10 protein-coding genes are annotated in these 12527 nt (G+C 66.6%); 1 reads left to right on the forward strand and 9 read right to left on the reverse strand.

Annotated features, from left to right (window positions below; all coding sequences use genetic code 11):
• Positions 1-29: 29 nt before the first annotated feature.
• From E0L17_RS04300 to E0L17_RS04335, 8 genes are all read right to left on the reverse strand, one after another.
• On the reverse strand, positions 30-3008 hold the full coding sequence (locus E0L17_RS04300; RefSeq protein WP_167930019.1) for a glycoside hydrolase family 2 TIM barrel-domain containing protein: 2979 nt from the start codon (positions 3006-3008) through the stop codon (positions 30-32).
• 130 nt (positions 3009-3138) lie between these two features.
• The gene (locus tag E0L17_RS04305) at positions 3139-4422 is read right to left on the reverse strand and encodes an O-acetylhomoserine aminocarboxypropyltransferase/cysteine synthase family protein (protein WP_167930020.1); all 1284 of its coding nucleotides are present in this window, start codon (positions 4420-4422) and stop codon (positions 3139-3141) included.
• 254 nt (positions 4423-4676) lie between these two features.
• Positions 4677-5558, reverse strand: coding sequence for a MurR/RpiR family transcriptional regulator (locus E0L17_RS04310; protein WP_167930021.1), 882 nt, complete (start codon positions 5556-5558; stop codon positions 4677-4679).
• Between the two features lie 113 nt (positions 5559-5671).
• On the reverse strand, positions 5672-6574 hold the full coding sequence (locus tag E0L17_RS04315; RefSeq protein ID WP_167930022.1) for a ketose-bisphosphate aldolase: 903 nt from the start codon (positions 6572-6574) through the stop codon (positions 5672-5674).
• 90 nt (positions 6575-6664) lie between these two features.
• Complete coding sequence (locus tag E0L17_RS04320) at positions 6665-7525, reverse strand: class II fructose-bisphosphate aldolase (RefSeq protein ID WP_167930023.1); 861 nt, start codon at positions 7523-7525, stop codon at positions 6665-6667.
• Positions 7526-7608: 83 nt separating this feature from the next.
• A complete protein-coding gene (locus tag E0L17_RS04325) occupies positions 7609-8736 on the reverse strand; it encodes a PTS fructose transporter subunit IIC (protein WP_167930024.1) in 1128 nt (375 codons plus the stop codon).
• Positions 8737-8778: 42 nt separating this feature from the next.
• Positions 8779-9087, reverse strand: a complete 309-nt coding sequence (locus tag E0L17_RS04330) for a PTS fructose transporter subunit IIB (RefSeq protein ID WP_167930025.1) — start codon at positions 9085-9087, stop codon at positions 8779-8781.
• 82 nt (positions 9088-9169) lie between these two features.
• The gene (locus E0L17_RS04335; RefSeq protein ID WP_167930026.1) at positions 9170-9664 is read right to left on the reverse strand and encodes a PTS sugar transporter subunit IIA; all 495 of its coding nucleotides are present in this window, start codon (positions 9662-9664) and stop codon (positions 9170-9172) included.
• A gap of 357 nt (positions 9665-10021) precedes the next feature.
• Between E0L17_RS04335 and E0L17_RS04340 the strand changes: the two genes are divergently transcribed.
• On the forward strand, positions 10022-10909 hold the full coding sequence (locus tag E0L17_RS04340) for an ROK family protein (protein ID WP_167930027.1): 888 nt from the start codon (positions 10022-10024) through the stop codon (positions 10907-10909).
• Between the two features lie 217 nt (positions 10910-11126).
• On the opposite strand, the gene fumC is transcribed toward E0L17_RS04340, so the two are convergent.
• On the reverse strand, positions 11127-12524 hold the full coding sequence (gene fumC, locus E0L17_RS04345; RefSeq protein ID WP_353652947.1) for a class II fumarate hydratase: 1398 nt from the start codon (positions 12522-12524) through the stop codon (positions 11127-11129).
• Between the last annotated feature and the right edge of the window lie 3 nt (positions 12525-12527).

Genomic DNA, 12527 nt, shown 5'->3' on the forward strand with positions numbered 1-12527 from the left:
GACGAGGGGACGTCCTTCTCGCCCCGCGCCTACTCCCAGGAGACGAGGTAGCTGAGCTCGTAGTCCTCGCGGCAGTCGAAGCGATACTCCGGGCGCGTGGCCGGGCCGCAGCTTCCCGTCCCGATGCCCATCTGAAAGGCCTGGACGGTCACGTAGGTGCCCGTGCGGACCTCGTCCTCACGGTGGAGCATCCCGCGCAGCTCACCGTCAGAGTAGGGCTTGACCCCCAACTCGAAAGGCCGCGAGACGGCCGTGACCTGCACGCGACGCCGCCCGTCCGAGAGCTGGACGTACTGGCAGTCCATGCGGTTGCCGCTCTCCTGCGGACGGATGTTGGGCTCGGTCATGTCCTCCACGCGGCAGCCCACGCGCGCGACCTGCACCTGCTCGCGCATGTCCCGATAGGACTCGCCGTTGCGCCCGAGGTAGTCGACCTCGTCCCAGGAGGGGTCAAGCCGGTAGCACATGCCAAAGCGCGGCAGGTCACCACGCCCGCGCTCGCAGTGGAGCCGCGCGGTCACGAGCACGCCCGCGGCCACCGCCTCGTACGTCGTGGTGCAGAGGAACTGGTGGCGGGGCAGCACGAGGCGCGTCGTGACGACGGCGCTCCCCTCCCCGCGCACGACGCTCACGACCTCGCGGCGCGCATCGTAGAACTCCTCGAGGGGTCGGTTTCCCACGAGGTCCCGGTCATTGTCCGTGGAGACGCGCGTCAGCAGGAGCGGCTCTGCCGCGGGCGCCATCACGCCGGGCAGGGCCAGGCCCCGCTCGCCGACCTCACAGCCCTCAGGGAACGACGCGCGACGCTCTAGGTGGCCCGCGTCCAGCGGCGCCATCTCGGTGAGCGCCATCTGCTCGCGCGACACCTCCTCGCCGGTCTCCCGCCGGGTGACCACCACGGTGACCCACCTCATCCGGTTTCGCCTCAGGCCCTCGCCCTCGTCGGCTGGCCCCTGCGCGGTCGGCCGGACCAGGAGGGACTGCTGCCGCAGCGGGTCGACGTCGCACACGAGCTCGGCAACGCCCCCGTCGCTCCACTCGAAGCGCATGGTGAACGCATCCCCCGCCGTGAAGGAGGTTGCGTTGAACACCATGAAGAAGTCCCCGCCCACGTGGCGCACCCGGAGCGGCCGATAGGCGTGGCGCACCACGCGCGCGCCGGTCGAGGGCGTGCGGTCGGGATAGAAGATGCCGTCACAGCAGAAGTTGCCGTCGTGCTCCCACTCGCCGTGGTCGCCGCCGTAGGTGTAGCTTCCGTCCCCGTGCAGCACCGCATGGTCGACCATCTCCCACACGCAGCCGCCCGCGAGCGCCTCGTGGGCGTAGATCTGCCGCCAGTAGTCCTCGATGCCGCCCGGGCCCACGCCCATGGCGTGCGCGTACTCGCAGAGCACGTACGGACGGTCGTTGAGACGCCGCACGCTCGAGCGACCCTCTCCCACCGACATCACGCGCTCGACCGTGGGGTACATCTCGCTTCCCACGTCGTACGCGCGCCGACGCGAGTGGATAGCGCCCTCGTAATGCACCGGCAGGTCCGAGCGCGAGCGAAGCAGCTCGTACATGGCGTCGGCGTTGCAGCCACCGCCCGACTCGTTGCCCAGGCTCCACATGATCACGCAGGGATGCAGCTTGTCCCGCTCAAAGAGGCGATCGGCGCGGTCGAGGTAGCGCCCCCGCCAGCGGGCGTCGCGCGTGAGCCAGCTGTAGCTCGGCGGGACCCTCCCCACCATGGCTCCGTGGGTCTCGAGATCCGCCTCATCGATCACGTAGATGCCAAGTTCGTCGCAGAGCTCGAGGAGCAGCGGGTCGGGAGGGTAGTGAGAGGTGCGGATGGTGTCGATGTTGTAATCCTTGCAGAGGCGCACGTCACACTCTATCTGCGCGGGGGTCATCGCGTAGCCCGCATCGGGCGTGGCATCATGATGGTTGACGCCGTGGAGCTTGACCGGCCGCCCGTTCACGAGCAGCCGCCTGCCGTCGACCCGCACCTCGCGAAAGCCCACGCGGCAGCAAGCGCACTCGGACGCCGTCTCCACGTAGAGGTCGTAGAGGACGGGGGTCTCCGCCGTCCAATCGCGCACGTCGAGCTCGTCGAAGGAGACCTCGAGCCTCCGGTCGTGCGCAGAGGCGACGGCCGTCCGCTCGAGCCCGTGGCCCCGCAGCGTGACGCGCGCCTCGCCGTCGTCGAGAAGGGTCACGTCCGCGCGGAGGCGGTAGCGCACCCTGCCCGCACGCTCTTCTCGCCTGACGGAGGTCGAGACGTCCCAGACGTTCGAGAGGGTCACCTCGCGCAGCAGCACGTCGCGGAATATCCCGTTGTTGCGGAACATGTCCTGGCACTCGAGGTAGCTCCCCGTGCACCAGCGTCGCACCACCACGAGAAGCTCGTTCTCGCCGGCACGCTGGAACGGGGTGAGGTTGAACTCCGCCGTGTTGTGCGAGCCCTCGGAGTAGCCCACGCGCTCGCCGTTGCAGTAGAGGTCAACGCAGCTCGCCACGCCGAGGAACGAGACGATGTGCCCGGACGCCATCTCATGCGGCGCGAGCTCGAAGGAGGTCCGATACACGCCGACGAAGTTGTACTCGTCGACGGGATGGTACACGCGCGGCCCGATGCTCCCCTCGCCCATGAGCGAGAAGACCGGCCCCACCGGCCCTGTCGTGGGAATGCGCGGCGGGTCGAAGGGGAACTGGTAGCGGAGGTTCACGTAGAACGGTCGGTCGTAGCCCTGGAACTGCCAGCAGCCGGGCACGGCGACGCGGTCCCACGTCACGGCGTCGGTGTCCAGCTCGTCAGGCAGCTCGGCGGGGCGAGGGTAGAAGCGGAAGTCCCACTCGCCGCTCAGACACCGCACGAGCGGCGACCCGTAGCGCCGCCCGGCCGTCGTCACCGCCTCGGCCGAGGCGCGATCCGGATACGGAACGAAGTAGCTCCGCGCTGGGAGCCGATTGACCTCCAGGACCCCTGCGTCAGCATAGTCAACCTTGTCGAGCACGTACCTCATCGCACACCCACCCCTCCGGTAAAGGCGCCGCCCGAGCTAGGGCCCGGCGGGCTCTTCTCGCCGCGAGTTCTTGCCGCGCCCTTTGCGGCAAGCTGTCCGAGCGCCGAGAAGAGCCCGCCGGGCCAATCCGCTAGATCGCGGCGAGCGCCTGCTCGATATCGGCGATGAGGTCCTCGGTGCCCTCGAGGCCGCACGAGAAGCGCACCATCGCGGGCGAGATGCCGGCGGCGGCCAGCTCCTCGTCGTTCATCTGGCGGTGCGTCGCCGAGGCCGGGTGCAGACAGCAGGTGCGGGCGTCCGCCACGTGCGTCTCGATGGCGGCGAGGCGCAGGGCCGCCATGAACTTCTCGGCAGCCGCGCGGCCGCCGGCCAGCTCGAAGGAGACCACGCCGGAGCCCCCCTCGGGCAGGTACTTCTGGGCGAGCGGGTAGTACGGGTCGCTCGGCAGGTGCGGGAAGCGCACCGAGGTCACCTTGTCGCTCTTCTCGAGGTACTCGGCCACGGCGAGGCCGTTCTTGAAGTGCTGCGGCATGCGCACGTGCAGGCTCTCGAGGCCCATGTTGAGGTAGAACGCGTTCTGCGGGCTCTGGATGGAGCCGAGGTCGCGCATGAGCTGCGAGGTGGCCTTGGTGATGAAGGCGCCGGCCTGGCCGAACTTCTCGGCGTAGACGATGCCGTGGTAGGACTCGTCCGGGGTGGTGAGGCCAGGGAACTTCTCGGCATGCGCCATCCAATCGAAGTTGCCCGAGTCCACGATGGCGCCGCCCACGCCCACGCCGTGCCCGTCCATGTACTTGGTGGTGGAGTGGGTCACGATGTCGGCGCCCCACTCGATGGGACGACAGAAGACCGGCGTGGCGAAGGTGTTGTCCACGATCAGCGGCACGCCGTGGTCGTGCGCGGCCCTGGCGAAGAGCTCGATGTCGAGCACGTCGAGCGCGGGGTTGGCGATCGTCTCGCCGAAGACGGCGCGCGTGTTGGGGCGGAAGGCCGCCGCGATCTCCTCCTCGGTCGCCGTGGGCGAGACGAACGTGGACTCGACGCCCATCTTGGCCATGGTGTGGGCGATCAGGTTGTACGTGCCGCCGTAGATGGCCGAGCTCGCCACGATGTGGCTGCCCGCCTCGCAGATGTTGAAGAGCGCGAAGAAGTTGGCCGCCTGGCCGGAGCTCGTGAGCATGGCCGCGGCTCCGCCCTCGAGCGCGCAGATCTTGCCCGCGACGGCGTCGTTGGTGGGGTTCTGCAGGCGCGTGTAGAAGTAGCCCTCGGCCTCGAGGTCAAAGAGCTGACCCATGTGCTCGGAGGTGGCGTACTTGAACGTGGTGGACTGGACGATGGGAATCTGGCGCGGCTCGCCGTCGCCGGGGGTGTAGCCGGCCTGGACGCAGCGGGTCGCGATGCTCTGGTCTGCCATGGGACTCCTCTCGGGTTGGTGCCGCGATTGCGGCGCTTCCCATGATATTCCCAGTCGCTCGGGCGCCTGATTCGGGGACGGGTTTTTTCTCTCAGAGTTTTCGGGACGGGCCTGCCACCGGCGTCTGCCACTGGCGTCAGGTTTATTTGGCACGCGGGCTGCGTGCCAAATAAACCTGACGCCAGTGGCAGACGCCGGTGGCAGGCCCGTCCCAAGCCCCCCGGGAGAAATAACCCGTCCCCTTTTGGAACGAATCAGGCGCCGAAGACCTCGCCCGGTACGCCCTTGTCCTCGCCGAGCGACTTCCAGAGCAGGCCCGCGCGCGCCTCGAAGTTGGGCACGTCGGAGCAGAGCAGCAGGAAGATGACCTCGATGATGAAGTTGATCGAGTTGTGAGAGAAGGGCAGGTTGCTGTTGAGCATCTTGTCGAGGGTGGCCGCCTGCAGGACGCACGTCGCCCGACACGCGAGCGGCGAGTCGGGGATGTTGGTGATCACGATGGAGGGGGTCCTCGAGTCGATGACGTTGTCCATCATCTTGTTGAGGCGCTTCGAGTGACCGGACTTGGAGATGAAGACGATCACGTCGCGGGGCGTGAGGGAGAGCGAGGAGAGCATCATCGCCTCGGTCGTGGGCGCGCAGTGCGTCCTGAGGCCGAGCTGAGCGATGAGAAACGACGCCGAGAGCGCGGCGGGGATGGTGTTGCCCACGGCGGCGAAGACGATCGAGTCGGCCTGCTCGAGGAGGTGCACCGCCGCGATCAGGTCCTTCTCGTCAACGAGCCTCAGGGTGTCGTGGAGCTCGCGGCTCTTTGCGCTAAGGACGGTCTCCATCGCGCCGCGCGGGTCGTCGAGCGCGATGCGCGTCGAGGGGAGCTCGCCGGCATCCGCCACGAAGCCGTTCTCCTGCTGCATGGCGTCGCGGAGCTTGGTGAAGCTCTCGTAGCCGAGGTGGCGCGCAAAGCGCGAGACCGTCGCGGCCGACGTCTCGCTGCGCGCCGCTATCTCGCGCGTGGTCATGGAGGGTATGTCACCCTGGTTGGCCATCATGAAATCGGCGATGAGCTTCTCGCTCTCGCTCATGCGGTCGTACAGGGAACAGATCTCGTTGATGACACTGCCTCTACGCTGCTGCATAGTGCTCCCACCCCTCAACTCGGGGGACATGATAGCAAAGAGGGGGCCCGGCGACGGGCCCCCTCCTGTCTCACGTCAGCGAAAAAACTGGAACGCCACGCGGTTCTTCTCGCCTACGCGAGGTCCTGACGCCACTGCGGGGTGACGGGGTCGCGATAGTACTTCGCGGCGCCCACGCAGTTGAAGAGGTCCATCTTGTGACGGATGACGGCCTTGCCGGCCTCGATGCACTCCGGGAAGAGGTTGTTGGGATCCCAGCCGGAGCCCTCCTGCGAGAGGATCTCGCGAGCCTTGATGAAGAAGGCGCTCTTGTAGTCGGAGGAGATGTTCACCTTCTGGATGCCGATCTCGACGGCCTCGGCGATCTCGGAGTCGGGGTTGCCCGAGCCACCGTGGAGGACGAGCGGCAGGTCAACCTTCTCCTTGATGGCCTTGAGCACGTCCATGCGCAGCTTCGGCGTGACGCCCTTGGGATAGAGGCCGTGGCAGGTGCCGATGGCGACGGCGAGGGTGTCAACGCCGGTCTCCTCGACGAACTTCTTGGCGTCGTCGGGGTCGGTGTAGATGACCTCGGTCATGCCGCCCTCGATGGAGGTGCCGGTGTCACCGATGGTGCCCAGCTCGCCCTCGACGGAGACGTTGACCATGTGGGCATAGCGCACGACCTCGGCGGTCTTGGCGATGTTCTCCTCGAAGGGGAGCGCGGAGCCGTCGATCATGACGGAGGTGAAGCCGTCGTGGATGGCGCGCATGATGCTCTCGATGCTGTCGCCGTGGTCCATGTGGATGACGAAGGGCACGGGGCTGTTGGCGCAGCGGGCGACCATGTACTTCACGAAGTCGTCCTTGCAGTACGCGAGCTCGGTGGGGTGCACGGCGATGATCGCGGGGGCGTCCATCTCCTCGGCGGTCTCGACCACCGTGCGGAACAGGTTGCTCTCGGAGACGTTATAGGCGCCCACGGCGAAGTGGTTGGCCTTGGCCACCTCGAGCATCTGTGACATGTTGATGAGCATCTGTCTTTCTCCTTAGTCGTTCCTTGGTTGAACCCATATGTCCCAGCCCCTGGCGGGGCGTGAAACCATTCCGGTCGGGCGCTTCCCTCCCTAGCGCGCCCTGCCGGCAGATCCGGAGATCTCGATGTAGTGCTTGATCGTCGCCACTCCGGCGCGCCAGCTGTCCTCCACGAGCGTGGGATAGTCGTAGCCGGGGTTCTCGGCGAGCGCGCGAGCGACGAACTCGCGCTGGGCGATCATGTAGTCGGTGCCCACGTTGATCTTGTTGATGCCGGCCTCGACGGAGCGGCGCATGTTGTCGTCGCCCGCACCGGAGCCGCCGTGGAGCACGAGCGGCGTGCCGGTGGCCTGCTTGATCTTCTCGACGATGTCGAAGTGGAACGTGGGGACGTAGCCCTCGGGGTAGTCGCCATGCGTGGAGCCATAGGAGACCGCGAGGCAGTCGACGCCGGTCGCGCGGATGAACTCAATGGCGACGTCCGGGTCGGTGTACATGTCGTCATCGGTCAGAAGGGCGCCCGACTCGTCGATGCGGCCCATGTTGCCGACCTCCGCCTCGACGGAGGCGCCGTAGACCTGGGCGAGCTCGACGATCTCGCGCGTGATGCGCGCGTTCTCCTGGGCGTCGTAGGCCGAGGCGTCGCACATGACGCTCGAGAAGCCCTCGTGCAGGCAGCGCTTGAGGTGCGCGATGTCGCTGCCGTGGTCGAGGTTGATCGCCACGGGGACGTGAGCGGCCTGCGCCATCTTGATGATCGGACGCGTGAGGATGTCGCAGTCGAAGAACGACTTCACGTGGTCCTGGAGCAGGTCGATGATGATCGGGGCATCCATCTCCTCGGCCGCAGTGATGACGCCGCGCGCCGTCTCCAGGTTGAACGCGTTGATGGCCATGACGGCATACCCTTCGGCGTTGGCCTTGGCAAGCATGCCCTTCATCGACTCGTACATGCGCTGACATCCTTTCCTGATCTGTGACTCGGTGCGGGAGGGCCGGGGAGAGGCCCTCCCGCAGGGATGGTGCTAGAGCGTGCCTACGAGAGGCTGAAGCCGGAGAGGTCGACCTCCTGCTCCTCGTCGTCCTCGGGGACGTCGAGGTCGTTGACCTGCTCGGGGGTGAGGCGCTTCTTGATGAGCACCAGGAGCAGGGCGGTCACGCAGGAGCCAACGAGCAGGGCGACGACGGCCCAGAGCGGGTTGGTCATGGCCGGGATGACGAAGACGCCGCCCGAGGGGACCATGGACTCGACGCCCATGGAGAAGGAGATGGCGCCGCAGACGCCGCAGCCGATGGAGGTGGAGATGACGGTGCGGACGAGGTCGTTCATGGCGATGGGGATGACGCCCTCGGAGATCATGCAGATGCCCATGGGGAAGGCGACCTTGATGTTCTCCTCCTCGGTCTGCTTGAAGATCGGCTTCTTGATGGCCTTGGAGAGCAGCCAGCCGAGCGTCACGCCGATGGGCGGGACCATGGCGGCGAGGACCTTGATGCCCTCGGGGCCGTAGATGCCGTCGGCCATGAGGCCGTCGCAGATGAGGTTCGGGACCTTGGAGATGGCTCCGCCGTAGTCAAGGCAGCCGATCCAGCCGATCACGAAGCCGTACAGGGCCTTCTGGCTCTGGTCGAGGCCGGTGATGAAGTTGGTGAGGGCGGCGGTGAACATGGTGAGCGGGCCGCCGAGGATGAAGAACATGATGAGCGCGCCGAGCATCGCGGAGAGCAGCGGGATGATCATCATGGGCATGAGCGCCTGGGCCCACTTCGGAACCTTGAGGTAGGACTCGATGACGAGGGCGATGTAGCCCACGATGAGGCCGCCGATGAGGCCGCCGAGGAAGCCCGCGCCGAGGAACGACGCGATCTCGCCCATGAGGAAGCCGGGGGCGATGCCGGGACGGTCGGCGACGGAGTAGGCGATGTAGCCGCCGATGAAGGCCGGGATGAGGCCCATGCCCATGCCGCCGAGCGTGGTGAACGCGGACGGAACGGTCATGGAGCCGAGGTCGTCAAGCGACGAGATGGTGGTGCCGCCGGTCAGGTTGCCGATGGCGATGAGCAGGCCGGACGCGACGATCAGCGGAAGCAGGTAGCTGATCGCGGTGAGCAGGTGCTTCTTGATCTCGGCAATGGTGAACTTGCCCTTGAGCTTGCCACTCATTGATGCTCCTCTCTGTGCTGTGCGGGTGTGAGCCGGGGCGCGCTAGGCGTTGAGGCTCTCCTCGATCTTGTTGATGATCTGCTTGGACGCCTTGAGGACCACGGAGGTCGGGACCTCCATGACGCGCTTGCCTTCGAAGCGCGAGTGGTCGATCTTGATGTCGACGGCCAGGATGACGGCGTCGGCCTCAGCGATCTCCTCCGGCGTGAGCTCGTCCTCGACGCCGATGGTGCCCTGGGTCTCCACGTGGATCTCGTGACCGAGCGACTGGGCGGCCTTGACGAGCTTCTCCTTGGCCATGTAGGTGTGCGCGATGCCGGACGTGCAGGCGCAGACTCCCACGAGCTTCATGATTCTCCCCCTCTGCTTCGTACCTGTTTACCTGTCTCGGCGCCGGGCGGGCTGGCCTTGGCGCCGTTCTCGCCGAAACGAGCTAGTCGTCGTAGTCATCCGGGCTGGACTCGAGCAGCGCGAGCATCTCCGCCGGCGTCTTGACGGCGTGCAGCTTCTCCGCGAAGCTCTCGTGCGCGAGCAGCATGGCAACGTGCTGCAGCAGCTTGATGTGAAGCACGTTGGAGTCGCCGTCGGTGACGGCGAACAGGATGACCACGGTGACCGCCTCGTCCTCGAGCGACTCCCACTCGATCGGGTTCTTCGACGTTCCGATCGCGAGCGCGGTCTGGTTGACGCCGGAGGACTTGCCGTGCGGGATAGCGACACCCATGCCGATGCCGGTCGGGCCCTGCTCCTCGCGCCACAGCACGTCATCGAAGAAGCTCTTCCGGTCATTCAGCTTGCCCTGCTCCTCGAGCAGGTCGGTCAGTCGGGTCAGCATCTCCTCCTTGCTGCTGACGTCCAGGTCGAGCGCGATGAGCTCCTCGTCGATGACGTTGGAGATGTTGAACTCCTGGCTGGTTCCCTCTGCCATATCGTTCCCTCCTCTCTGTGTGTTGATCCCCTCGTTGTTTCATAACTATAGATTGTTCTGAAACAAATCGCATTGTTTCTCCGCATTTGCGGGTAAACGGTCAATTCTGGGGCGTGAGCGGTACCTTACGTCGCCCTTAGGGTTCAAAGGAGACGCCTTCCGGTGAAACATTCTGAATATCCCCAGTTGTTTGATAGGTAATTGCCTCTTTCAAGTCCTTGGTCATCGGCGTTCCGACGCCGCCCGACCTGCCGTCCACCGCTCGTTCACGTGCGCTCACACCGCTTGTGCTTATTCTTTGTGTTTCAAGTAGTTACTATTACTGAAACATTATGGGTCCGGGGAAAGGATGGCGGGATGAGCGAGAGGCTTCTCGGGGCGCTTGAGGCGGGCGGCACCAAGATGGTGTGCGCGATCGGTTACGGGGACGGCACGGTGCTGGAGTCCGAGCAGATCCCCACCACGACGCCCAAGGAGACGTGCGACGCGATCGTCGACTGGTTTGCCGAGAAGAACGTCGAGGCGCTTGGCATCGGCGCCTTCGGCCCGACGGCCGTCAACCCCGCATCCCCGCGCTACGGCCAGATCCTCGAGACCCCCAAGACCGCCTGGCGCTACTTCGACCTCCTCGGCACGCTCTCCGGGGCGCTCGGCGTCCCGTGCGGCTATGACACCGACGTCAACGTGGCCTGCCTCGGCGAGGCGACGTTCGGCTGCGCGCGCGGCCTCGACGCGGTGGTGTACCTCACCATCGGGACCGGCGTGGGCGCCGGCGTCATGATCGACGGCAAGCTCGTCCACGGCATGCTCCACCCCGAGGCCGGCCACGTCCTCGTCACGCGCGACCCGCGGGAGACCCTGCCCGCCGACGAGAGCGGCTGCCCCTATCACCCCAGCTGCCTCGAGGGCCTCATCGCCGGCCCCGCCATCAAGCGGCGCTGGGACGGCAAGAGCGCCGGCGACATGGCCGATGACGCCGAGGCGATGGACCTGCTCGCCGGCTATCTTGGCCAGGCGCTCGCCACCTACGTCCTCTGCTACTCGCCCAAGCGCATCATCATCGGCGGCGGCGTGGCGGACCACACCCCCATCGTCCAGCTCGCGCGCGCCAAGACGCTTGAGGCCCTGGGCGGCTACATCGTCACGCCCGAGCTCGAGGACGTCGACTCCTACATCGTGAACAACAGCCTCGAGGGGCGCCAGGGCATCATGGGCTGCCTCGAGCTGGCGAGAAGAGCGCTCTGATTGGGGACGCGTTTTTTCTCTCAGGGTTTTTGGGACGGGCGCGCCACTGGCGTCAGGCAAAAGGGGACGGGTTATTTCTCTCAGGGAGTTTGGGACGGGCCTGCCGCCAGTGGCAGGCCCGTCCCAAACTCCCTGAGAGAAATAACCCGTCCCCTTTTGCCTGACGCCAGTGGCGCGCCCGTCCCAAAAACCCTGAGAGAAAAAACGCGTCCCCTTTTCACACCATCTGCTCGGGGTGAAAGACCTCGTCGAAGCGCTCCGGGGTGAGAAGCCCCAGCGCCACGCAGGCCTCCTTGAGCGACGTCCCCTCGGCGAAGGCCTTCTTGGCCACGCGCGCGGCGTTGTCGTAGCCGATGTGGGGGTTGAGGCTCGTCACCAGCATGAGCGATCGGTGGAGGTTCTCGTCCATCTTCTCGCGGTTGGCGCGGATGCCGCTCGCGCAGCGCTCGTCGAAGGAGGCGATCGCGTCGGCGAGCAGGCGCACGGACTGCAGGTAGTTGTAGGCGATCACCGGCATGAAGACGTTGAGCTCGAAGTTGCCCTGGGACGCCGCCATCCCGATCGCGGCGTCGTTGCCCATGACCTGCACGGCCACCATGGTGACGGCCTCACACTGCGTGGGATTGACCTTGCCCGGCATGATGGAGCTGCCCGGCTCGTTGGCCGGAATCGTGATCTCCCCCAGGCCGAGGCGCGGGCCCGAGGCGAGCCAGCGCACGTCGTTGGCAATCTTCATCATGTTGGCGGCGAGGCCCTTCACGGCGCCATGGCTGAACACGAGCGCGTCCTTGCCCGTGAGCGCGCGGAACTTGTTGGGGTCCGTCTCAAAGGGCAGGCCCGTGAGCTCGGCCAGCTCCGCCGCCACCGCCTCGTCGAAGCCCTCGGGGGCGTTGAGGCCCGTGCCCACGGCCGTGCCGCCGAGCGCCAGGCGATAGAGCCCCGGCATCGCGGCGAGCAGCTCCTCGCGACTGCCCTCGAGCAGGCCGCGCCAACCGGAGATCTCCTGCGCAAACGAGATGGGCACCGCGTCCTGGAGGTGCGTGCGGCCGCTCTTGACCACGCCGGCATTCTCCTCCTCGAGGCGGCGCAGCGTGCCCACGAGCTGGTCGATCGCGGGAAGCAGGCGTCCCGTCACCGCAACCGCGGCCGCCACGTGCATGGCCGTGGGGAAGGTGTCGTTGGAGGACTGGCTCATGTTGACGGAGTCGTTGGGGTGGAGCGGGCGCTCCAGCGCCATGTTCTTCTCGCCGGCGAGCTGGTTGCCGCGGTTGGCCAGCACCTCGTTCATGTTCATGTTGGACTGCGTGCCGGAGCCCGTCTGCCACACCACGAGCGGGAAGTCCCTGTCATGGCAGCCAGCAAGCACCTCGTCGGCAGCCTCGCAGATGAGGTCGCGCGCCTCGGGCGCAAGACGTCCGAGGCCGCAGTTGGCCCGTGCCGCCGCCTTCTTCACCAGCGCGAACGCGCGCACGATCTCCTCGGGCATGCGCTCGGTGCCAATCGGGAAGTTCTCGTGGCTGCGCTCGGTCTGCGCGCCCCAGAGCGCGTCCGCCGGCACGAGCATCTCGCCCATCGAGTCACGCTCGACGCGCCACCCGTCGTTCTTCTCGGCCACCTG

The organism is Olsenella sp. SW781 (assembly GCF_012027725.1).
Lineage (GTDB): Bacteria > Actinomycetota > Coriobacteriia > Coriobacteriales > Atopobiaceae > Thermophilibacter.